The organism is Solidesulfovibrio carbinoliphilus subsp. oakridgensis, from assembly GCF_000177215.2.
Taxonomy (GTDB): Bacteria; Desulfobacterota; Desulfovibrionia; order Desulfovibrionales; family Desulfovibrionaceae; genus Solidesulfovibrio; species Solidesulfovibrio carbinoliphilus.
Map to the genome: position 1 here is coordinate 2837143 of NZ_CM001368.1, position 21794 is coordinate 2858936.

A 21794-nucleotide genomic window follows, 5' to 3' on the forward strand; every position below is an offset into this window, starting at 1 on the left:
GGAACGCTTTTGGGCCGGGAGGCGCCGGGTTCAACCCCGCCGGTAGCGCCCCATGAGGGTGGCCGCGGCCAGGATGTGGTCCTTGGCCGCCCGCAGCAGGTCGGCCTTGGTGGCGCCGGGGGCGAGGTTGAGCAGGGCGTCCAGGGCGTAGAGCGTGAAGTAGTAGCGGTGGGTGCCGCGCGGCGGGCAGGGGCCGCCGTAGCCGAGGCGCCCCCAGCTGTTGCGGCCGGCCAGGCTCCCGTCCGGATACCGCTCGGCCCCGTGCAGGCCTTCGGGCAGGCCCGGGGTGCCGGGAGAGAGGTTATAGAGCACGAAGTGGTCCCAGACCCCGGCCGGGGCGTCGGGGTCGTCGCAGACCACGGCCAGGCTGGCCGTGCCGGCCGGGATGCCGGAAAAAACGAGCGGCGGCGACAGGTCGGCCCCGTCGCAGGTGTGGCGCTTGGGGATGTCGCCTTCGTGGGCAAAGGCCGGCGACGTCAGGGTCATGGCCATGCGAGCCTCCTCGGACCGCGATGCGGCCGGTCCGTGCCGCGTAAGGCACCCTGTTGCGGTGGCCGGCTTCCTCCCCTGCGGGGAGCCGGGGGAAGGCATCCCCCGGCTGGGAGGCGAGGCGGGGCAAAAAAGCCCCGGCCGGCCCGGTTAGTCGTCGAAATCACCTTCCGGCCCCTTGTCCTTGGACAGGCTCTTGGCCCGCTCCAGGATCTGCTCCCGGGTCCAGGCGGCCGGGGCCTCGATGACGCCGGCCTTGGGGCCGAGGTCATAGGAGCCGGCGGCGAGCAGGGCTTCGATGGCCAGGGGGGCGGTGTCCCTGGCATTGAAGACGTCGGTCAGGAGCCAGGCCACGAACTCGGCCACGGCTTCGGACATGCGCTCCCGCACGGCCCGGGGCTGGGCCAGCAGCTTGTTTTCGAAAACGCAGTTGAGCTTCTTGTAGTCCCCGGCCTTGATGGCCTTGCCGCCGGCATAGGCCGCCATTTCGGCCCACAGGGCCTCGTCGAGGCCCTTGCCCGGCTCCTTGATGAAGTTGCCGGCCGCGTCCATGATGGCGTTGCCGTAGTCGTTGACGGCCACACCCCAGGAGATCATCTGCAGGGCCGTGGCCACGTTGGCCTTGGTGGTGGCGGTCTTGGCCGCGATTTCCTTGAGCTTCTCCGAGGAGTTGCCCGACGTGCCGTGCTGGGCCCCGGAGATGCCGTAGGGGGCGAGCGCCTCGTGGATGCGGGCGGTCAGGTCCACCTGGATGCCCGTGGCCGAGGCCTCGATGCCGTGGGTGGTGCCGTTGTTGAGGGCGATCCAGTCCGGGTGGATGCCGTTGGCATTGAGCCCCTGGATGAGGAACAGGGCCTCCTCGGGGGTGGACAGGCCGGACTTGCCCTTGATCTCGCCGACCTCGGTCTCGTAGCCGGCCCAGGACGGGACAAAGGGGGCCAGCTCGATGTTGGCCAGCAGGTTTTCCTCGTCCGGCAGGTGGGAGGCGTCGATGGCGATGGAGGTGATCCCGGCCTCGAACAGCGTCGGGATCTCGAGCTTGGCCTCGGCCACGTCGCCCGGCTTCTTGATGCCGTAGTGGTCGGCGTGGATGGCCACCGGCACGGTGATGCCGAGCTCGTTCATGGCCTGGTCGGCCTGCCGGGCGATGTTCCACATGGTCACGTTGCAGTAGTTGGATTCCGAGCGGGCGATTTCGAGGATCACGGCGGCGTTGGCCCGCTGGGCCGCGAGCAGGGCCCCGCGCAGCACGAAGTTGCTGCGGGAGTTGGCCGCGATGGTCATGGCGTGGCCCTTTTTAAGCATGGCCCGGTCCACGGCCTTGCCGCTGACGAGAAGGGCCCTCGAATGCGGGAAAAGCTTTTTGACGTTCGGCGGACGGCCGACGGAAAGGGCTTGTTCGAACGCGGTATCCGACGTGGTCATGCATTCCTCCTTGCTTCGTGGCCGGCCGCGCGGCCCTTGGCATGCGTGATGGCGGCGGACCGGGACGCGGCCCGCCGGTGGTACTTGTCCTTTCTTCCAGAAACCGGGCGTCGGCGCTACTGCGCCGGGAAAATATCCTGGACCCCGTGGCGCTCCAGGATGGCCCTGGCGGCCGGGTTGTCGGCCACGGCCCGCAGGAGGGCGGCCACGCTCGAAGCGATGCGGGCCCGCTCCACCGGGAAGGGAATCTCGGCCAGCCGGGCGGCCAGGGCGTCAAGGCGGGCCAGGTTGGCGTCGCCGGGCTCAGACTGGCACTTGCCGAGAAGATCGCAGGACACCACGTCGCCGCCGGCCGCCGGCAGACCGGCCACGAAGACCTCGCCGCCGCAGACCGAGCAGGTGAGGGCCCCGGTCTCGGTCTCGGCCAGGGGAAAGGTCCATTGGGACGTGGTGTTGCCGCAGGCGTCGTATTTGCGCAGGTGCAGAAAACGGCTCTCCGCGGCCCAGCCGAAGTCGGCGTGGGTGGGGTCATTGACACAGAAAAGCTTGCGCGACAGCATGCCCGCTCCTTTTGCGCCCGATGGGGCGCATCCTTTCCAGCCATAGTACGGCTGGCCGAAACAATCAACAAAGAGGCCGGATTCGCCCCCTTCGGCCGGGGCTTTTCCCTTTCATCCCGCACGGCTTTCTGGTAGCAGCAACCCACGCCGGGATATGCCTTCCGGCCTGGAGCGAGCATGGCCGGATACGCCTACGTCCTTTGCGCCGCCGCCCTGTGGGGGCTGATCGGCCCCCTTTCCAAACTGTCCTTTGCCGCCGGCATGGACACGGTGGAAGTGGCTTTTTGGCGCGCGGCCGTGGCCTGGGTGTTTTTCGCCGGCCAGGCCGTCAAAAACCGCGAGACCCGCATCGCCCCGCGCGACCTGCCGGCCGTGATCGGCTTCGGCGTGGCCGGCATCGCCGGCCTGTTCGGGGCCTATGTCGTGGCCGTGGAGGCCGGCGGCGCGGCCCTGGCCTCGGTGCTCCTCTACACCGCCCCGGCCTGGGTGGCCCTCATGTCCTGGCTGTTTCTGAAGGAGTCCATGGGCGGCTACAAGGTGGCGGCCGTCATGGCCACCATCGCCGGCGTGGCCGGGGTCAGCCTGGGACCCGGCTTCTCCGGGCAGGCGGCCTTCAGTGCCCGGGCCATCGGTTTCGGCCTGCTCTCGGGCGTGACCTACGCCCTCTACTACATCTTCGGGAAATACTACCTCGGCCGCTACCGCACGCCCACGCTCTTTCTTTATGCCCTGCCGGTCGGAGCGTTCGCCATGCTGCCCTTTGTCCACTTCACCCGGCCGACCCTGGCCGGGGCGGTGCCGTGCCTGGCCCTGGCCGTCCTGTCGACCTACGGGGCCTATTCGCTCTATTACGCGGGCTTAAAGCGCCTGGAGGCCACCCGGGCGGCGGTGGTGGCCACGCTCGAGCCGGTCATCGCGGCGGTCCTCGCCTACGCCATGTTCGGCGAACGGTTCGGCACGCTCGGCTATCTCGGGGCCGGACTCATCATCGGCTCGGTGCTCCTGACCGTGTGGGACGGGGCCCGGGAGCGGCTGCGCGCGCCGTTGCCCACGGCGGGCCAGACCGGCGCGGCAGGCTAAAGAAGGCCCGGCCCGGGTCCGATAGGAGAAAGAGAAGCACGGCCCCGGTCGGACGGGAAATCCACGAAACCCCACGGAACCCCACGGAACCCCACGGAACCCCACGGAACCATGGACAAGATCGACACCCTTTTCCCCGCCCCGGCCGCCGTCCAGGCAGCCCAGGCGTCCCAGGCCGGCCAAACGACCCAGGCCTCGGGCCCGGCCCGGCCCCAGCCGCCCACGCCAGCGGCCGCCAACGAGCACCAGCGCGACGCCGATACCGTCGACATCGCGGCCATCTTCCCCTCCCGCCACATCCGGCTGGTCATCGACGAGGCCACCGGCATCGTCCAGGCGCAAGTCCGCGACGCGGCCACCGGCCGGGTGCTCCGAAAGCTCCCGGACGACGAATGGCTCAAGGAATCGGCCATCCTGCGCGAATTCGCCAGCCAGGCCATCATCGACAAGTCCGCCTGAAGAAAAAAGCATGCCTCCGGCGGCCGGGGGAACCTTTTTTGAAAAAAAGGGTTCCCCCGGACCCCTTCCCAAAAACTTTCAAAGGGGGCGCGGGGATCTGGCCCCCCCATCGAGGGGGTCCGGGGGGGATCATTCCCCCCGGCCGCCGGAGGCCTCTTTCCTTTTCTCGCCCCGGCCGCCGGAGGCCTCTTCTCGTCCCTCGCCCCGGGCGCGCAGGTCGTCGAAGCCGTGGCGCACGGCCTCCATGCGGTCGTGGTAGCCCTGGGCGTCGCCGTATTCCAGGAAGAAGCGGTAGCGGGAGTGGGTGGCCTTGGGCGTGCGGGCGTGGCGGATGGGGCACCAGTACTGCTCGGTGCGGCCGGCCACTTCGCGCACGTAGCCGAGCAGGCCGTTGAAGTAGCCGCAGTAGGCGCAGTTGAGCTTTTCGATCCAGTTCAAATAGGACAGGGCGTAGCGGTCGATGGCGATGTACTCGCCGCGCCGGACCTTGGGGATGCCGTAGATGGGGAAGCACACCGTCTGGTAGATGCTGACCGTCAGGTCCATGAGCAGGGCCGGCAGGAGCGCGCCCCAGATGACCGGAATGGTCAGGAGCATCAAAAACCCGGACTCGTAGACGTAGGACGCCCACTTCTTGGCCAGAAGCCGGTGCTGGCGCCGCACTTCCTTGGTGAAGCGGACCTTCTCGCGCCCGATGGTGGAGCGGACATCGGCGCCGGCCTCGTCGAACGCCTCGGACAGCTCCTTCTCCAAGGCCTCCAACCGCACGATGATGTCGTCGATTTTCGTCATGTGCGTCTCCGAAGGAATTAAGATGCCTCCGGCGGCCGGGGGGGATCATCCCCCCCGGACCCCCTGGAAGGGACAGCAGGAAACAGGGCGCGAGAGGGCGACGGCAGCCCCCGGTCTCCCGTTAGGGAGGGTCCGGGAGGGGCTTAGCCCCTCCCGGCCGCCGGAGGCATCTTTTCTTCTCTTTCTCTTCCTACTTGTAATCTTTGTCGGCCGCTTTGACGGCCTGGATGAGGCGCATGAATTCGACGCCGGCGTCGTGCATGTGGGTGTAGTGCTCGGCGTAGTCGATGTCGATGCCGGACATGGACTGGGCCACCCGGATGTCGTCCAGGAATCGGGCGAGGGTGGCGGGGTCGGGCTCGGGGCCGAACTGGCGGCCGATGGCGTCCTTAATGGCGGCGCGCACGGCCGGGACGGTGTCGGGACGCAGGCGCGAGAGGATGGCGTCCAGGGTTTGGGCGGAGGCGGGGGTGAGGGTCGGGGCGGGCGAGGCGGCGCTATTGTCCAAGGTAGGCCTTCTTGATGTCCGTGTTTTCGCGCAGCCGGTCGGCCTTGTCTTCCATGACCACGGCGCCTGTTTCGAGGACGTAGGCCCGGTCGGCGAGTTTGAGCGCGATGTTGGCGTTTTGTTCGACGAGCAGGATGGTCATGCCCCGCTCCTCGTTGACGTTTCGGATGATGCGGAAAATGTGCTGGGAGATCATGGGCGAGAGGCCAAGCGACGGCTCGTCGAGGAGGAGCATTTTCGGCCGGCTCATGAGGGCCCGGGCGATGGCCAGCATCTGCTGTTCGCCGCCGGACAGCGTGCCGCCGTGCTGCCGGCGCCGCTCGAAAAGGACCGGGAAGAGGCGGTAGACGAGGCCGAGGTCGGCTTCGATGCCGTCGGCGTCGCGGCGGAAAAAGGCCCCCATGTCGAGGTTTTCGCGCACGGTCAGCCGGGGGAAGATGCGCCGGCCTTCCGGAACCTGGCAAAGGCCCATGGCCGGGAGCAGGTCGGCCCGCACGTCGGTGATGGGCCGGCCCTGGTAGCGGACGTGGCCGCTGGTCGCCTTGACGATGCCGCAGATGGTCATGAGCGTGGTGGACTTGCCCGCGCCGTTGGCCCCGATGATGGTGACGATCTCGCCCTCGCCGACGGTCAGGGACACGTCGCGAAGGGCCTGGATGCGGCCGTAGTGGGCGCAGACGCCCTGCATTTCCAGAATTGCGGCCACGGCTACTCCGAATCGTCCGAACGTTTGCCAAGACGCGCCGCCGGCCACAGGCCGGCCGGGCGCACGAGCATCATGAAGGCCATGGCCCCGCCAAAGGCCAACATGCGGTAGAGCTCGAATCCCCGGAAGACTTCCGGCAGGGCGACCAGGGCCAGGGCCCCGAGGATGACGCCCGGAATCGAGCCCATGCCGCCGAGAACGACCATGGCCAGCACCATGGCCGACTCGATGAAGGTGAAGCTTTCCGGGCTCACAAACCGCATCCGGGCCGAGAAAAAGGCTCCGGCCAGGCCGCCGAAGACCGCGCCCAGGGCGTAGGCCAGGAGCTTGAACCGGAAGGTGTCCACCCCCATCAGCTCGGCCGCGGTCTCGTCCTCGCGGATGGCCTCGAAGGCCCGGCCGATGCGCGAATAGTTGATGCGGTAGACGGCTACGATGGTGAAAACGGCCAGGGCCAGGATGACGTAGTAGAGGTATTCGAGCTTTCGAAGGAGCAGGTACTCGAAGGAAAAGGAGCCGTCCGTGAAGGAGGGCACGTAGACGCCCGGGGCCTTGATGCCGAGCAGGCCGTTTGGGCCGCCGGTCAGCGCCATCCAGTTGTTGAGCACGATGCGCACGATCTCGCCGAACCCGAGCGTCACGATGGCCAGATAGTCGCCGCGCATGCGAAGCGTCGGGTAGCCGATGATGCAGCCGGCCACGGCCGCGAACAGGGCGCAGACCGGCAGGCAAACCCAGAAGGGCAGGCCGAAGTGGATGGAGAGCAGGGCGTAGGTGTAGGCCCCGACGCCGTAAAAGGCGATGTAGCCGAGGTCGAGCAGGCCGCAGAGACCGACCACGACATTGAGGCCAAGGCCGAGGCAGATGTAGACCAGGACGTTTATGGCCACGTCCTGGGCGTACCGGTTGGTCAGCATGGGATAGGCCAGGGCCAGGGCCAGGAGCGGCGCCAGGAGCATCCATCGGGGGGCCCGGGAGAGGGTGCCGCAAACGGCGTCGCGGGCCTGGCCCAGGGGCCGCAGCACCGGATCGAGGGAGCCGCGCTTGCCGAGCCGGTAAAGGACGAAGCAGATGGTCGCGGCCACGGCCACCCGCAGCCAGACCAGAAAGGAGTCCTCGAAATGGAATCCGCCGTCGCGGATGCCCATGAGCGGCCACAGGAGGAGGTAAAACCAGGCCAGGCCCAGCCCGAAATACAGCCAGGATTTCCTAGACCCGCGTGTCATCGACGTTTTCTCCCATGATGCCGGTCGGCATGAAATAGAGCACCAGGATGAGGATGACAAAGGCGAAGACGTCCTTGTACTCGCCGCCGTGGGGAATGTAGGCGGCGGCCAGGATCTCCACCATGCCGATGACGAGTCCGCCGATCATGGCCCCGGTGATGTTGCCGATGCCGCCCAGAACGGCCGCGGCAAAGGCCTTGATGCCCGGGACGAAGCCCATGTCGTAGCGCACCGAGCCGTAGTAGAGGCCGACCATGATGCCGGCGGCGGCGGCCAGCATGGCGCCGATGGCGAAGGTGGTGCTGATGACCCGGTCGGAATTGATGCCGACCAGGGCGCTCATGACCTTGTCCTGGGCCGTGGCCCGCATGGCCTTGCCGATGCGGGTCTTGTAGACCAGGGCATTGAGGAGAAAAAGAAGCAGGGCGGTGACGCCGATGATGCCGATCTGCATGTAGTTCAGGCGAAGGCCCCAGAATTCGAACCCGCCCTGGGTGAATTCCGTGGGATAGGCCTTGTCGTAGACGCCCTGGGTCAGCATCAGGCCGTTTTGCAGAAAGATCGACATGCCAAGGGCGGAGAGCAGGACCGACAGGCGCGAGGAGCCGCGAAGGGGCTTGTAGGCCACCTTCTCCACGGCCATGGCCAGCATGGCGCAGTAGCCCATGGCCAGGACCAGGGCAAAGGCCAGCCCGAACCAGGGGTGGGATTCCATGAGCCCGTGGGAGGCCAGGTAGCTTAGAAGGATCACGCCCATGTAGCCGCCGGCGGCGAAGATCTCGCCGTGGGCGAAGTTTATAAGCGAGATGATGCCGTAGACCATGGTGTAGCCGAGGGCCACCAGGGCGTAGACGCCGCCAAGCGTCAGTCCGTTGATGAGCTGCTGGATGAGATATTCCATGCCTTCCGCGCTTTCCGGGAGGAGGGCGGCCCTCCCCCCGGGGTGGTCTGCCGTTACTCGTACTTTTTGCCGGTCTGGGGGTCCCAGTAGTTGACGAACTTGCCGTCCTTGACCACGCGGATGACGTAGTTGGAGCCGGACTCGCCGTTGGCCTGGAACTTGATCTTCTTGGACGCGCCGTCCATGTTCGTCTTGAGGAGTTCGGCCTTGATCTTGGCCGGGTCCGTGGACTTGGCGGCCTTGATGGCGGCAAGCAGCGAATAGGCGGCGTCGTAGGCGTAGGCCGAGTAGGCGCCGGGCTTGCCGAACTGTTCGTAGGCGGCCTGGAACTTCTTGTAGGCCGGGGTGGTGTCGTCGATGTAGCCAAAGGTCAGGTACATGCCTTCGGCGGCGTCCTTGGCGATCTCCATGAGCTGCGGGTGGTAGACCGCGTCCTGGCCGATGATGGCGGTGGAGACGCCGGCCCGCTTGGCCTGGATGAGCATAAGCGCGCCGGAGGCGGAGTTCTGCAGGCTCATGTAGAAAACGTCGGGCTTGGCTTCCTTGATCTTGGTCAAAACGGCCGAGAAGTCCTTGTCGCCCTGGTTGACGTGGTCGTGCTCGATGACCTTCATGCCTTCCTTGGCGGCCAGCTTCTCGACGTTGTCGGCCAGGCCCTGGGAATAGGTGGTCTTGTCGTCCACGATGAAGACGGTCTTGGCTTTGAGCACATCCTTCATGAACTTCATGGCGGCGATGGACTGGTCGTCGTCACGGCCGCAGACACGGAACATGTAGGGCAGGCCGCGCTCGGTCACCTTTTCGGAGGTGGAGGCCGGGGTCAGCATGGGGATGTCGGCTTCGGCCAGGGCCTCGGAGGCCGGGATGGTGGCCGAGGAGCAGTAGGCGCCGACCACGCCGACGACCTTCTCGTTGACCAGCTTGTTGGCCGCGGCCACGGCCTGGCGCGGATCGCAGGCGGTGTCCTCGGCGAAAAGCTCGATCTTGTCGTAGCCCGGGATGCCGCCTTCCTTCTGGATGGCCGCGATGGCGGCCCGGGTGCCGTTGGCGATGTCGTTGCCGTCGGCGGCGTACGAGCCGGTCAGCGGACTCAGGCTGCCGATCTTGAGCGTCGCCGCCGTGGCCGCCGTGGCCGTCAGCAGGCAGGTGGCCAGGATCGAGAGGATGATGCTTCTGGTCTTCATTCCGCAAACCTCCTGTGGTCCTTGGTCTCGCCCTCCTCGCCGCGGTGTGCGGCCTTGCGGGCGTTTTCGCGGCTTGGTTGCCGGTGTCGCTTTCTCAGAAGAGGTGTATACGTTCTAAGATGGCACCCTACTAACTAATTTCTCTCTTAAAAATACTGGCGTATTGCTAAGGACGCCACATCAGTCGTCCGTCTCGGAACCGAGGTAGGCCTCGATGACGGCCGGATCGGACCGGACTTCGGCCGGCGTGCCCTGGCAGATGCACACGCCGTGGTCGAGGACCACCAGCCGGTGGCTGACGTTCATGACCACGCTCATGTCGTGCTCGACCAGGAGCACGTTTATGCCCGTGTCCGCGATGCGCTGGATGGTGGCCATGAGCTCGCGGCTCTCCGACGGGTTGAGTCCGGCGGCCGGCTCGTCGAGCAGGAGGGTCTGGGGATCGGAGCCGAGGGCCCGGGCGATCTCCAGGCGGCGCTGCAGGCCGTAGGGCAGGTTTTTGGCCACCACGTCGGCCTGGTCGGAGAGGCCGGCGAAGGCCAGGGCGGCGAGGGCCCGCTCGCGCACGGCCCGTTCCTCGCGCTTCTGGGCCGGGGTGCGCAGCACCGCGCCCAAAACCGAGCTTTTGGTGCGGCAGTGCCGGGCCACCATGACGTTTTCGAGGGCCGTCATGGCCGTGAAAAGCCGGATGTTCTGGAAGGTCCGGGCAATGCCCGTGGCCAGGATGTGGTGGGGGCGAAGGCCGGAAATGGTGCGGCCGTCGTAGGTCACCTGGCCGCCGGAGATCCGGTAGACGCCGGTGATGACGTTGAAAATGGTGGTCTTGCCCGCGCCGTTTGGCCCAATGAGGCTTAAGATCTCGCCGGGGCGCAGATCGAAAGACACTTCCGTCAGGGCCTGCAGCCCGCCGAAGTGGACGCTGACGTCGGTAAGACACAAGTGAGCCATGGAACCGGGTTACTACGAAAAAATCAGAAGAAAAACAAAGGAAATTTTGGAGCGGCCGGAAGCCTTCCCCGGGACGCGGCAAAGCCCGAAAATGTCAATACGAACGGCTGGCAGGCCGTTGGGGCCGGCGGACGGCCGGACGGGGCCGGAAGCCGGCACGTCGGTTGCATGGTCCGGGGCGGAGGTCCGGGAGCATGCAGACCTTTTTTCGCTTGACCCTGATGCTGGCCCTCGGGTTGTTTCTCGGCGGATGCGCCTTTTCCGGCGGCGGACGCGAACCCTATTCCATCGCCCCGGGCACGGGCTCGGTGCTGGACACGGCCCGGTCCCAGATCGGCGTGCCCTACCGGGCGGCCGGCCAGTCCCCGGACCGGGGATTCGACTGTTCGGGCTTCGTCCAGTGGGTCTACGCCCGCCACGGCGTCCGGCTTCCCCGGCGCACCGACGACCAGCTCCGCACCGGCCGCCCGGTCTCCAAAAGCGAACTGAAGACCGGGGACCTGGTCTTTTTCATGCCCTCGTCCCGGTCCGCCAGCCTGCACGTCGGCATCTTCGACGGCCACGGCGGGTTCATCCACAGCCCCTCGCCCGGCGGCCGGGTCCGGGAGGAGAGCATCCTCGCCCCGTACTGGCGCACCACCTACTACGCCGCCAACCGCGTCCTGCCCTGACCCAGGCCCAGGCCCCGCCCGGGGCAAAGCCTTTGACAGGCCGTCGCGTTTCTTTTTAAAAAGCTAGAAACTCAAACAAGCCTGTCGTTGACAACCCCAGTCCCGCTTCCCCAGGCGCCAGGCCCCGCGCCGCCGCCGGGACGGGTCACCAGGAATTCCCATGCGCGGCGCCTCCCTGCGGATCAAGATCAATGCGGCCATTTTCGTGGCGTTTTTGGGGGCGGCCGCGGCCTTCGCGGCCATCCTGACCTATTACATGGCCGACCGGGAGGCGGCGGCCCAAAACCGGACCCGGGTGCTCCTGGCCGCCCTGGCCGCCCACCGCCTGGAAGCCCTGGCCCCGCTGCTCCACCAGAGCGCCGAACTGGAAGCGGCCCGGGACATCCTCGGCCGGCTGGTCCGGGTCGAGGGCGTGGTCGAGGCGTCGCTTTTCGACGGACGGGGGACGCTTGTGTCCTCGGCCGGGCTCTTCCCGCCGCCGCCGCTTCGGGCGGACCCCGGAGAGGCCCTCCCGGCCGGCCGCGTCTATGCGGTCCAGGGCGAGGCAGGCAAGCTCTCGGCCATCCTGGTCGAACCGATCCGGGGGCAGGGGGAGACCCTCGGGTTTTTGCGCCTGCGCTACGCGATGCGGGATCTTTCCGCGCTCAACCGGCACGTCTGGCTTGTTTTCGCCGTGGCCGTGGCCGGGGCCTACCTCTTTTTGGCCACGCTTTTAAACATCCTGCTCCACCGCTTCGTGCTCAAGCCCGTGGACGTCCTGCGCCAGGGCCTCGAAGCCGTGGAGGCCGGCCGGCTCGGCCACGCGGTGCCGGTCTCCTCGCCGGACGCCCTGGGCCGGATGGCCCAGGCCTTCAACGCCATGTCGGCCCGGCTCCAGGAGACAAGCCAGTCCCTGGCCGCCAGCCGGGCCGAGATCGAGGAGAACCGGCGGCTTCTGGCCGGGCGCGTCGAGGAGCGGACCGCCGCCCTGGCCCGGGCCAACGGCCGGCTGACGGCCGAGGTCGAGGCCCGCCGGGAGGCCGAGGCCCGCCAGGAACGGGCCCTGGCCCTCTACAAGGCCATCCTGGAATCCACGGCCGAAGCCGTGATGTGCGTGGGTGTGGGCCCGCAGCGGGACGTGTTGGCCGTCAACCGCCGGTTCCTCGAACTGTGGGGCCTGCCCGACGACTGGCCGTCCCTCGACCACATCGCCCGGGGCCAGGCCATCCGCGACCGGTTGCGGGAACCGGAGGCAGCCGAGCAGGCCTTCCGGGACCTGATGCGGGACGACACGCGCCTCGACACGTCCTGCCTGGAGCTTGGCGACGGCCGGTTCCTGGAACGCCGCAGCGGGCCCATCATCCAGGGCGAGGCCTATATCGGCCGGGTGCTGTCCTACATCGACGTGACGGCGGACAAGGAGCGCGAGGCCAGCACCGAACGGGCCAAAAACAGGGCCGAGGACGCGAGCAAGGCCAAGGGGGACTTTCTTGCGGTCATGAGCCACGAGATCCGCACGCCGCTCAATGTCGTCATCGGCCTGACCGAGGAGATGCTCGCCCGGCCGGCCTCCGAGGAGCAGCTCGGCCACCTGCGCACGGTCCGGGAATCGGCCGCCCACCTCCTCGGCGTGGTCAACGACATCCTGGATTTCTCCAAGATCGAGGCCGGCAAGCTGGTCCTCGAACGCCTGGACTTCGATGTCCGCCGGCTGGTTGCCGGCGTGGCCGAGGCCTTCGACCGCGAGGCGCGGCGCAAGGGCCTTCGTTTCGAGGCCCGTGTGGCCGATGGCCTACCCGGGACGCTGTGCGGCGATCCGGGCCGGCTGCGCCAAGTGTTTCTCAATCTGGTCGGCAACGCGGTTAAGTTCACGGAGGCCGGATCGGTTTCCCTCTCGGTCGGCCCGGCCCAGGCGGCCCCGGGGGCGGTGCCGGACGGCCGGATCGGGATCGAGGTGTGCGTGGCCGACACGGGCATCGGCATCGAGCCGGACCGGCTGCCCGAAATTTTCGACCATTTCCAGCAGGGCGGCGGGTCCATCGGCCGGCGGTTCGGCGGCACGGGCCTGGGGTTGGCCATCTCCAAGGGGATCGTCGAGCGCATGGGCGGCCGGATCACGGTGGAAAGCCGGCCCGGCGAGGGAAGCGTCTTCCGTTTCACGGTCCGGTTGCTGCCGCCCCGAAACGCCGCGCCCGAGGCGGGAGAAGAGGCGACGGAGGGCTTGGACGGCGTTCCTGGCGGCTCGGGCGGTCGGGCCGGCCTTCGCATCCTGCTGGTCGAGGACAATGCCCTCAACGCCGCCGTGACCCGCCTGCACATGGCCCGCCTGGGCCACGACCTGACGGTGGCCGTCTCGGCCCGCGAGGCTTACGGCCTCCTGTCCCGGGAGCGTTTCGACGTGGTGCTCATGGACATCGAGATGCCGGACATCGACGGCATCGCCGCCACCCGGACCATCCGGGCCGGCGGACCGCCCGGGGAGCCGTCCCTCGATCCGGGGCTGCCCATCGTGGCGGTCACGGCCCATGCCGTGGAGGACGTGCGCCAGCAGTGCCTGGAAGCGGGCATGACGGGCTTTGTCACCAAACCGGTCAATTTCCGCACCCTCCAGCGGGTCCTGAAATCCGCCGGCCGGGACCCGGCGTCCGCGCTCCCGGCGCTCCTGGCGGACCAGGGCCCCCAAGGGGGGGCGGCTGCGGCCGCCGGGGCCGCGGGCGACGGGGGGGCGGCCCTGTTCGATCCCGGGGCGGCCCGAGAGGCCATGGGGATCTCCTGGAACCAGTACCAGGCCCTCAGCCGGGTCAGTTTTGACGAAGCCCTGCGCCGCCTGGACCAGGCGGGCGCGGCCCTGGCCTCGGGAAACATGGAAGAAGCGGCCATCGCCGCCCACACCGTCAAGGGCGCGGCGGCCACCCTTGGCGCCTATTCCAGCCGGGATCTGGCCGGGACGCTCGAAAAGGCCCTGCGGCGCAAGGATGTGGACGCGGCCCGACAGGCCCACGCGGCCCTGGTCGGGCTGTGGCGGCGGGTGGGCCGGGCCTTTGCCGACTGGCGCCCGCCGGTCGGCGAATAGGGGAACCGCTACCGGAAAAAGAAGAAACGGGCCCCGGCCACCAGCGCCATGCCGAGAGCCACCGGCCCGAAAAAGCCCCGGGTCCGCACGGCCAGGGCAAAGGCGGCCAGCCCGGCCCAGAGGATCAGGTTGCCGGGCCCGGCGTCGAAGGCCCCCTGCGGCCGCAAGAGGGCCGGCGCGGCCAGGGCGGCCAGCACCGCCGCCGGCACGTGGGCCAGAAAGCGGATGACCGGCGGCGGCAGGGTCCGGCCGGCCAGGAAAAGGAGCGGCCCCGACCGCGTGGCGTAGGTCACCGCCGTCATGGCGCAGATGGTCAGGAAGGCTGTCTGGCGTTCGTCCATCGTTCCACCCCCAGGCCCAGGGCCGCGCCGCAAAGCCCGGCCCCGAGCGTTCCGAATCCCGAAAATCCGCACGATGCCGCTCCAAGCGACAGCGCCGCCCCGGCCACGGCCGCGGCCACGTGGGACCGGCCGGTCAGCTGGCCGGCGAGCAGGGCCAGAAACATCCCCGGCAGGGCGAAATCCAGGGCAAAGGCCCGGCCGTCGCCAAGGATGTCGCCAAGGGCCACGCCAAGGGCCGTGCCGGCCACCCAGGCCGCCTGGGCCGCCACGTTGATGGCCAGGGTCAGGCCCTTGTCGCGGTCGCCCCGGCCGAACCGGGCGGCGTGCAAGGCGAAGCTCTCATCCGTCAGCCCGAAGGCGAAGGCGGCCAGTTCCCGTTTGCGCCAGCCGCGCAAAAGCGGGGCCATGGCCGCCGAAAAAAGCAGGTGGCGCAGGTTGACGGCCAGGGTCGTGGCCACGATGGAAAGCCCCGACGCGCCGGCCGAGAAAAGCCCCACCGCCACGAGCTGGGACGAGCCGGCGTAGACGAGCAGCGACATGGCCAGGACATTGAGGGCGCCGAGCCCGGCCTTGCCGGCCAGGACGCCATAGGCCATACCGACGGGGACGTAGCCGAGGGCGATGGGCCAGGTCCGGGCCAGGGCCGTTGGCCACACAGGCTGGCGGCCGGACGCCGCGCATGGGATCTCTTGCATGGGTACCTCCCCGGGGGCCCGGTTTTTTGCACCCGGCCGGGCTGTGGCGCAAGTTTTTTCGCCGCCCGGCCAAAGCCACAGGAAAAGCACGCGCACCATGAAAATCCTCGTCATCGTGGCCACGGCCCTGGCCCTGGCCTACTGCGGCTATCTGGGCCTGCTCTATGTCGGCCAGGACGCCATGGTCTTTCCGGGACGCGCGGCCGACCCGGCCCGGGAGCAGGAGATCCGGCGCTATTACCCGAGGCTCGAGGCCTTCGACGTGGCGGCCGGGGACGGCACGGTCCTTCGCGGCTACTGCCTGCCGCGCACCCGGGGCGGCAGGCCGGCCCCGGCCGTCCTCTACTACGGCGGCAACGCCGAGGAGCAGACCGGCTTTTTCCTGTGGTCGCCAAACGAGCTGCGGCCCTACACCGTGGCCGGAGTGGACTACCGGGGCTACGGCCACACCGGGGGCACGCCTTCCGAGACGGCGCTCAAGGCCGACGCCCTGGCCGTCTACGACGCCCTGGCCGCGAAAATCGGGCCGGACACCCCCATCGTGGTCATGGGCCGCAGCCTCGGCACGGGGCTCGCCGCCCACGTCGCGGCCCGACGGCCGGTGGCCGGGGTCATCCTGGTCACGCCGTATGACTCCCTGGCCGCCGTGGGCCAGGCCTCCCATCCCTTCGTGCCGGTCAGGCTCCTCATGAAGCACCCCTTTGCCGTGGCCCCGGACGCGGCCAAGATCACGGCCCCGACGCTCATGCTCGTGGCCGGCGACGACCGGCTGGTGCCGCCGGTCCACGCGGCCAGGCTGGCAGCCGTCTGGCCGGGCCCCAAGGACGTGCGCACCATCGACGGCGCGACCCACGGCAACATCGTGGACACGCCCGAGTACTGGCGGCTGGTGCGGGAATTCGTCGGGGAGCGCCTCAACTAGGCGCCAGGGCAGGGGAAATGTTCGGGTGTCCGGAGGGCTGCCGCTTCGGACGCCCGGTTGCGGGCGGGAGACGCCGGGCCGGGCGTTCGTTTTCGGCACGCGCCTTTCAAGGACCCGGCCGGGCCGGATGCGGGCCGGCCGGGCCGGCTATGGTGTCCCGGCCGGCAGGTCGGTTTCGTCCGGCACCACCGGCCGGGGGCCGAAGTCCCGGACCCCGAAACCGGGGCGGACCCGGTCGAGGATGGCGTCGGTCAGGGTGGACAGGCCGTCGCGGGTCCTGGCCGACAGGGTGAGGGCGTCGGGGAAGGCGTTTTTGAGCGGACCGCGGAGATCCTCCGGCACGGCGTCCCACTTGTTGAGGACAAGGAGCCGCGGGATGTCGCCGAGCTCCATCTCCTGGAGAATATCGGCCACGGCCGCCACCTGCCCGTCCACCTCGGGGTGGGAGGCGTCGGCCACGGCCACGAGGAGGTCGGCGGCCTCGAGCTCTTCCAGGGTGGCCCGGAAGGCTTCCTTGAGCTCCTTGGGCAGTTCGCGGATGAACCCGACCGTGTCGGTCAGGATGATCTCCCGGTCGCTCGGGAAGCGCAGCCGCCGGCTGGTCGGGTCGAGGGTGGCGAAAAGCCGGTTCTCGGCCAGGACCGCGCTGCCGGTCAGGGTGTTTAGAAGCGTGGACTTGCCGGCGTTGGTGTAGCCGACGAGCGACACCACGGGCAGGCCGGCCCGGGCCCGGCCGGCCCGGGCCGCGGCCCGGCGCTTGCGCAGTTCCTTGAGTTCGTCCTTGATGCGGCCGATCCGTTCCCGGATGCGCCGCCGGTCCACCTCGAGCTTGGTTTCGCCCGGTCCCCGGCCGCCGATGCCGCCCATAAGGCGCGACATGGCCCGGTCCTGCCGGACCAGGCGCGGCTGCAGGTACTTGAGCTGGGCCATCTCCACCTGCAGCTTGCCGGAGCGCGTGGCCGCGTGCTGGGCGAAGATGTCGAGGATGAGCTGGGTCCGGTCGATGACCCGCAACTGGGTCACCTCGGTCAGGTTGCGGATCTGCGACGGGGACAGCTCGCCGTCGAAGACCAGAAGCGACGCACCGGCCCGCAGGGCCGCCACCTCGATGTCCGCCAGCTTGCCCTTGCCGAGGATGAACTTGGGATTGATCGAGGCCACCCGCTGGACCACCGACTCGGCCACGTCCAGGCCGGCCGTGTCGGCCAGGGCGGCCAGCTCGTCCAGCGAGGCCTCCTGGGCGGTCCGGGGGGCGCTCGACACGCTGACCAGCACCGCCTTTTCCCGGCCGGACGGGGAGGTCCCCGGGGCGGCCAGCTTTTCGCCCTCCCGGGCCAGCTCGTCTTCGAGGGCGGTGGCCAGGGCGTTCATGTCCTCCTCCACCCGGTCGTAGGGGCGCGGCGGCAGGACGTCGTAGGGCGCGTCCCCGGCCCCGGGCGGCAGGAGGTGGGCGGCCTGGAGGGTGACGGGCTGGGCGAGATTGTCCATGGTCAGGGCGGCCACGCTGTCCAGGCGCAAAAAGAGCATGTCCGTCAGGTCTTCCTCGCTTAACCCCTCGCCGGCGAGGTGGACGTGGAGGAGCCTGACCCCGCGCAGGCGGGCCGAGCCGAGCCTGGCCCGGTCGAGTTCCGGAATGAGGATGCCCTTCTGGCTGCCGACCAGGATCATGGTCGGCCGGCCCTTGCGGTCGATCAAGAGGCCGACCTGCCGGCCGATGCCGAAAGCGATGGCGCACAATTCCCTGGCCTGGTCCAGGGTGTAGCCGCCGACGGACGGGTAGCGGCGGGTGCCGAGACGTTCCAGGGCCTTTAGCTGGCTGGGCTTGAGTCCAAGCGTGTTGCCTTCAACCTTGACTGCGATGGCGGTGCCCCTTGCTGGCGTTGACAAAGGCGGCGCCTGTCCGGGCGGGACGGCGCGCGCGGGTGTCCCCGGCCGGGACGGCGGACCGGCCGGCCGGGGGATCAGACAATGGTGGCGTTGTGGTCGCGCAGCTTGCCGACCAGAAAGCCGATGGCGATGCCGAGGATGCAGCTGCCGATGCAGCTGACGCCGAAGATGGCCACCAGATCGTTGACGTTGCCGATGATCTTGCGGCCAAAAAGGATGTGGTAAAAGCCGTAGCAGATCCACAAGGTCATGCCGGCGTGGAAGCCGAAGAAAAGGCCGTCCATCATCCGGTCGTGGACCTCGACGGATTCGATGTACTTGTAGCAGATGAGCTGGGCCACCACGCCGAACAGGGTGATGGAGCCGAACGAGGCCAAAAGCTGGATGGCCATGACCACGAGCGTCGCGTGCCAGGGGTCGCCCTTGCGCAAGGAGACGATGACCCCGGGCAGAAGGCTTATGACCCAGATGGCCAGGACGCCGATCTCCTGATAGCGCCTGGACAGGAAGTCCCGGAATTTTTCCATGAAATCTCTTCTTGCCTGCCTTGTGGCCGGCCAGGCGCTCCCGGCCGGGCCCGTGGTGGCGCCCGTCTCCGGCGGCCTCGGGAAAAATCGCCGCCAGCCGCGTTGTCAAGCGCCCCGGAAAACGTCATACTGATTGAAAGGCTTTCTTGCAACGCGTTTCCCCAAACCCGGCGCGGCGTGACGTCCGGCCGCCCATCGATTCGGCCAAAGCAGCATGGAACATCCAAAATCCGGACGCGAGGCCGACAAGGCCCGCCCGCCGCGCATCCTCATCATCGACGACGAGACCATCAACGTCGAGACCCTGGCGTGGATGCTCAAGGAGGCGGGTTTCGTGCCCCTGCGGGCCGCGTCCGGGCAAAAGGGCCGGGAAATCGCCGCCAGGGAGCAGCCCGACCTCGTCATCCTCGACATCATGATGCCCGGCGAATCGGGCTTTGACACCTGCACCCGCCTGACGGCCGACCCGGCCACCACCGACATCCCCATCATCTTCATCTCCGGGCTTGACGACGTGGAAAACAAGGTCAAGGGTCTGCGCATCGGCGCCGTGGACTACGTGACCAAGCCCTTTGCCCGGGAAGAAGTCCTGGCCCGGGTCAAGATCCACATCCGCCTGCGCCGGGGGCTCAAGGCCCTGCTCGCCGAGCAGGCCGCCAAGCTGGCCCAGATCCGGGACGCCCAGCAGTCGATCCTGGTCGCGCCGGGGGACCTGCCCGAGGGGCGGTTCGCCGTCCGCTACGTGCCGGCGCTCGAGGCCGGGGGCGATTTCTACGACGTGTTCCCCTGGTCGGAGGCGGTCATGGGCTACTTCGTGGCCGACATCTCGGGCCACGACCTGGGGGCCTCGTTCGTCACCTCGTCGCTCAAGGCGCTGTTGCGCCAGAACACGGGCCCGCTTTTCACGCCGGTGGAGACGCTCAAAAACATCAACAGCGTCCTGTCCACCCTCCTTCGCGACGGCAAGCACCTGACCGCCTCGCTGTTGTGCCTGAACCGGGCCAGAACGCGGCTGACCGTGGTCAGCGGCGGCCACCCCGCCCCGATCCTGGTCGGCGCGGACGGGGAGGTGACGCTCCTGGCCGCCGACGGCGACGTGCTCGGGGTGTTCGAGGCCGTCCAGTTCGGCCTGATCGAACGGACGGTGGCCCCGGGCGACCGGATCTTTCTCTATACCGACGGCCTGATCGAACGCTTCGGCCCGGAGGCCAAGACGCGGGACCAGGGCCTGGCCGAACTCGCGGCCGACTGCCGGGCCACGGTCCACCTGCCCCTGGCCCGGGCCGTGGACGCCATTGCCGCTAACATCCTGGGCGCGCGCGAGAGCCCGGAAGACGACGTGGTGCTCATGGGCATCGAGGTGTGACGGCCATGTTTGAAATCGAGTCCTTCCCCGGCGGCCGCGGCTTCCGGTTCTCGGCCAGCCTGACGCTGCTCGACCGGGCCGTGGCCGAAACCGTGCGCTTCATCCAGAGCCAAAACGTCACGGGCAGCCTCTTTGACGTCAAGCTGCTCCTGCGCGAGGCGCTTTTAAACGCCGTGCTCCACGGCAGCCGGTGCGATCCCATGCGCCTGGTGGCCCTCGAGGTCCGCACCGCCGAGGGCCGGCTGACCCTGACCGTGACGGACCAGGGCGACGGCTTCGACTGGCGGTCGGGCCTCTCCAACCTGGCCCCGCCCGAAGCCACCAGCGGCCGGGGGCTGACCATCCTCACCCTGTACGCCGACGACGTGCGCTTTAGCGCCTCGGGCAACCAGGTGACCCTGACCAAGGCGGTCTCGGGCCTGCGCGGCCCGGCCGTCTCCCCCGAAGCGGGGAAGAACATCAAGGGGAGCATACCCATGCACGACATCCGCATCGAGGACGGCCAGACCATCCTCCGCCCGGCCGGAGACATCGTGGCCTCCGTGACCGACGAACTGCGCACCCGGCTCAAAGAGATCATGCAGGGCAACCCGGGGCCCCTTGTCATCGATCTGTCGCGGGTGGAGCTTATCGATTCCGTGGGCATCGGGCTTCTCATCGCGGCCCACAACACCCTGTCCAAAAAGGGCGGCCGCCTGACACTGCGCCACGTCAACCCCGACCTGGCCTCGCTTTTGCGCACCATGCGCCTGGACAAGCATTTCGCCGTGGAAAACGCCTGAGCCCGGAAAGGACAGTCCCCATGGACCAGATGGACGACGAAATCATGGCCATGTTCGTGGAAGACACCCGCGAACACCTGGCCGACATCGAAGCCGCGCTCATGGACATGGACCGGGCCGGGGCGGACATCGACGAGGAGCTGGTCAACAAGGTCTTCCGGGCCGCCCACTCCATCAAGGGCGGGGCGGGATTTCTAAACCTCGGGAATGTCCGCGACCTGGCCCACAAGCTCGAAAACCTGCTGCACATGGTCCGAAGCCGCGAGATCGTGCCCGACACCCGGATCATCAACAAGCTTCTGGCCGGTTTCGACCGGCTGCTGGCCCTGGTCGAGGCGGCCCAGGCCAGCGACGCCGAGGACATCTCCGAACTGCTGGCCGACCTGTCCCTGCTCGCCACCCAGCACCTGACCACCGAGCAGCGGGCCGAGGCCACGGCCACCCTGCCCATCGCCCTGCCAGGCGGCGAGGTGGTCTTCACCGAGGAGGCGCTCGGCGTCCGCCAGGCCGTGTCCGGCGGCAAGAACCTCTATCTCGTGGAGTACGACCTGATCCACGACGTCCAGGCCCGGGGCAAGACCCCCCTCGACATCATCACCACCATGGAGTCGAGCGGGCTGATCGTCGATTGCCGCATGGAGCTTGCCGCCGTCGGCGACCTCGACGCCGAGCCGGTCAACCGCATCCCCTTTTACGTGCTCTACGCCTCCATCGTCGAACCCGACATCGTGGGCTACCTCTTCGCCCTGGACGCCAAACGGATCCACCCGGTGGACCTCGACGCCCTGTGCGGCAACGCCGCCGGGTGCGGGGACGCACAGGAGGCCGCGCCCGCGCCCGCCCCGGCGGCCCCGCCCACGCCCACGCCCAAGGCCGCGGCCCGGGCCGGGATTCCGGCCCGGCAGACGCGGCAGGCCTTCGGGCCCTGGGAGCTGGTGCTGGCCGGGAACACGGCCACCCTGCGCCTGGCCGGCGGCCCGGCCGACGCGGCCTCGGCCCGGGAGGCGCTCCTCGAAGGCCTGGCCCAGGGGGCCGGCGTGACCATCGAATGGAACGACCCGGCCGGGGTGGACCTGGCCCTCGTCCAGGTGGTGGTCGCGGCCGGCCGGACCTTCGCCGCCCGGGGGCTGGCCCTCGGCCACGCCGGCGGTCCGCCGGCGGCGCTTTCGGCCACGGCCCGGCGGGCCGGGATCACGGCGGAGTCCCTGGCCGCGGTGGGCCTGCCGGCGGGCCTGCTCCTCGCGTCCTAGGGCCGCACACAAGTCGCCTTCGG

The 21794-nt window shown here is 68.7% G+C and carries 22 protein-coding genes; 8 read left to right on the forward strand and 14 right to left on the reverse strand.

The window, feature by feature from the left end:
- Positions 1 to 30: 30 nt before the first annotated feature.
- The 3 genes from DFW101_RS12360 to DFW101_RS12370 form a co-directional block, all read right to left on the reverse strand.
- Entirely contained in the window at positions 31 to 492 is a 462-nt protein-coding gene (locus DFW101_RS12360; protein ID WP_009181863.1) for a YbhB/YbcL family Raf kinase inhibitor-like protein, read from the reverse strand.
- Positions 493 to 639: 147 nt separating this feature from the next.
- On the reverse strand, positions 640 to 1914 hold the full coding sequence (locus DFW101_RS12365; RefSeq protein ID WP_009181864.1) for a class II fructose-bisphosphate aldolase: 1275 nt from the start codon (positions 1912 to 1914) through the stop codon (positions 640 to 642).
- 116 nt (positions 1915 to 2030) lie between these two features.
- Entirely contained in the window at positions 2031 to 2474 is a 444-nt protein-coding gene (locus tag DFW101_RS12370; protein WP_009181865.1) for a hypothetical protein, read from the reverse strand.
- Positions 2475 to 2651: 177 nt separating this feature from the next.
- Here DFW101_RS12370 and DFW101_RS12375 point away from each other — a divergent pair, with 177 nt between their 5' ends.
- The gene (locus DFW101_RS12375) at positions 2652 to 3554 is read left to right on the forward strand and encodes a DMT family transporter (protein WP_009181866.1); all 903 of its coding nucleotides are present in this window, start codon (positions 2652 to 2654) and stop codon (positions 3552 to 3554) included.
- Between the two features lie 111 nt (positions 3555 to 3665).
- Complete coding sequence (locus DFW101_RS12380) at positions 3666 to 4013, forward strand: flagellar protein FlaG (protein ID WP_009181867.1); 348 nt, start codon at positions 3666 to 3668, stop codon at positions 4011 to 4013.
- A 129-nt stretch (positions 4014 to 4142) separates the two neighbouring features.
- Here the strand turns inward: DFW101_RS12380 and DFW101_RS12385 are convergent, their stop codons facing one another.
- The 7 genes from DFW101_RS12385 to DFW101_RS12415 form a co-directional block, all read right to left on the reverse strand.
- Positions 4143 to 4805 (reverse strand): hypothetical protein, encoded by a 663-nt coding sequence (locus tag DFW101_RS12385; RefSeq protein ID WP_009181868.1) that lies wholly within the window; start codon positions 4803 to 4805, stop codon positions 4143 to 4145.
- Between the two features lie 190 nt (positions 4806 to 4995).
- Complete coding sequence (locus DFW101_RS12390) at positions 4996 to 5313, reverse strand: hypothetical protein (protein WP_009181869.1); 318 nt, start codon at positions 5311 to 5313, stop codon at positions 4996 to 4998.
- Positions 5303 to 6019: an ABC transporter ATP-binding protein gene (locus DFW101_RS12395; protein WP_009181870.1), complete on the reverse strand. Its 717-nt coding sequence runs from the start codon at positions 6017 to 6019 to the stop codon at positions 5303 to 5305. The genes DFW101_RS12390 and DFW101_RS12395 overlap by 11 nt, the downstream gene beginning before the upstream one ends.
- Before the next feature lie 2 nt (positions 6020 to 6021).
- On the reverse strand, positions 6022 to 7245 hold the full coding sequence (livM, locus tag DFW101_RS12400) for a high-affinity branched-chain amino acid ABC transporter permease LivM (protein WP_009181871.1): 1224 nt from the start codon (positions 7243 to 7245) through the stop codon (positions 6022 to 6024).
- Positions 7229 to 8146 carry a branched-chain amino acid ABC transporter permease gene (locus DFW101_RS12405; protein ID WP_009181872.1) on the reverse strand — a complete coding sequence of 306 codons (918 nt, stop codon included), beginning with the start codon at positions 8144 to 8146 and terminating at the stop codon, positions 7229 to 7231. The genes livM and DFW101_RS12405 overlap by 17 nt, the downstream gene beginning before the upstream one ends.
- Before the next feature lie 53 nt (positions 8147 to 8199).
- Entirely contained in the window at positions 8200 to 9330 is a 1131-nt protein-coding gene (locus DFW101_RS12410) for a branched-chain amino acid ABC transporter substrate-binding protein (RefSeq protein WP_009181873.1), read from the reverse strand.
- Between the two features lie 180 nt (positions 9331 to 9510).
- On the reverse strand, positions 9511 to 10278 hold the full coding sequence (locus DFW101_RS12415) for an ABC transporter ATP-binding protein (protein ID WP_009181874.1): 768 nt from the start codon (positions 10276 to 10278) through the stop codon (positions 9511 to 9513).
- A gap of 194 nt (positions 10279 to 10472) precedes the next feature.
- Here DFW101_RS12415 and DFW101_RS12420 point away from each other — a divergent pair, with 194 nt between their 5' ends.
- Both DFW101_RS12420 and DFW101_RS12425 read left to right on the forward strand, forming a co-directional pair.
- The gene (locus tag DFW101_RS12420; RefSeq protein ID WP_009181875.1) at positions 10473 to 10949 is read left to right on the forward strand and encodes a C40 family peptidase; all 477 of its coding nucleotides are present in this window, start codon (positions 10473 to 10475) and stop codon (positions 10947 to 10949) included.
- Between the two features lie 160 nt (positions 10950 to 11109).
- Positions 11110 to 14001 carry an ATP-binding protein gene (locus tag DFW101_RS12425; protein ID WP_009181876.1) on the forward strand — a complete coding sequence of 964 codons (2892 nt, stop codon included), beginning with the start codon at positions 11110 to 11112 and terminating at the stop codon, positions 13999 to 14001.
- 8 nt (positions 14002 to 14009) lie between these two features.
- Here DFW101_RS12425 and DFW101_RS12430 read toward each other — a convergent pair whose 3' ends face one another.
- Both DFW101_RS12430 and DFW101_RS12435 read right to left on the reverse strand, forming a co-directional pair.
- A complete protein-coding gene (locus DFW101_RS12430; RefSeq protein ID WP_009181877.1) occupies positions 14010 to 14342 on the reverse strand; it encodes an AzlD domain-containing protein in 333 nt (110 codons plus the stop codon).
- A complete protein-coding gene (locus tag DFW101_RS12435; RefSeq protein ID WP_009181878.1) occupies positions 14315 to 15037 on the reverse strand; it encodes an AzlC family ABC transporter permease in 723 nt (240 codons plus the stop codon). Before DFW101_RS12435 ends, DFW101_RS12430 begins: the two co-directional genes overlap by 28 nt.
- A gap of 97 nt (positions 15038 to 15134) precedes the next feature.
- Between DFW101_RS12435 and DFW101_RS12440 the strand changes: the two genes are divergently transcribed.
- A complete protein-coding gene (locus tag DFW101_RS12440; RefSeq protein WP_009181879.1) occupies positions 15135 to 15959 on the forward strand; it encodes an alpha/beta hydrolase in 825 nt (274 codons plus the stop codon).
- 147 nt (positions 15960 to 16106) lie between these two features.
- On the opposite strand, the gene hflX is transcribed toward DFW101_RS12440, so the two are convergent.
- Together hflX and DFW101_RS12450 are read right to left on the reverse strand one after the other, a co-directional pair.
- Positions 16107 to 17846, reverse strand: coding sequence for a GTPase HflX (gene hflX, locus DFW101_RS12445; RefSeq protein ID WP_009181880.1), 1740 nt, complete (start codon positions 17844 to 17846; stop codon positions 16107 to 16109).
- A gap of 74 nt (positions 17847 to 17920) precedes the next feature.
- Complete coding sequence (locus DFW101_RS12450; RefSeq protein ID WP_009106091.1) at positions 17921 to 18373, reverse strand: hypothetical protein; 453 nt, start codon at positions 18371 to 18373, stop codon at positions 17921 to 17923.
- A gap of 214 nt (positions 18374 to 18587) precedes the next feature.
- Between DFW101_RS12450 and DFW101_RS12455 the strand changes: the two genes are divergently transcribed.
- The 3 genes from DFW101_RS12455 to DFW101_RS12465 are packed head-to-tail and all read left to right on the forward strand — an operon-like array spanning position 18588 to position 21771.
- The gene (locus DFW101_RS12455; protein ID WP_009181881.1) at positions 18588 to 19739 is read left to right on the forward strand and encodes a PP2C family protein-serine/threonine phosphatase; all 1152 of its coding nucleotides are present in this window, start codon (positions 18588 to 18590) and stop codon (positions 19737 to 19739) included.
- A gap of 5 nt (positions 19740 to 19744) precedes the next feature.
- The gene (locus tag DFW101_RS12460; protein ID WP_009181882.1) at positions 19745 to 20521 is read left to right on the forward strand and encodes an ATP-binding protein; all 777 of its coding nucleotides are present in this window, start codon (positions 19745 to 19747) and stop codon (positions 20519 to 20521) included.
- 20 nt (positions 20522 to 20541) lie between these two features.
- Positions 20542 to 21771, forward strand: coding sequence for an Hpt domain-containing protein (locus DFW101_RS12465; RefSeq protein WP_009181883.1), 1230 nt, complete (start codon positions 20542 to 20544; stop codon positions 21769 to 21771).
- Positions 21772 to 21794 lie beyond the last annotated feature (23 nt).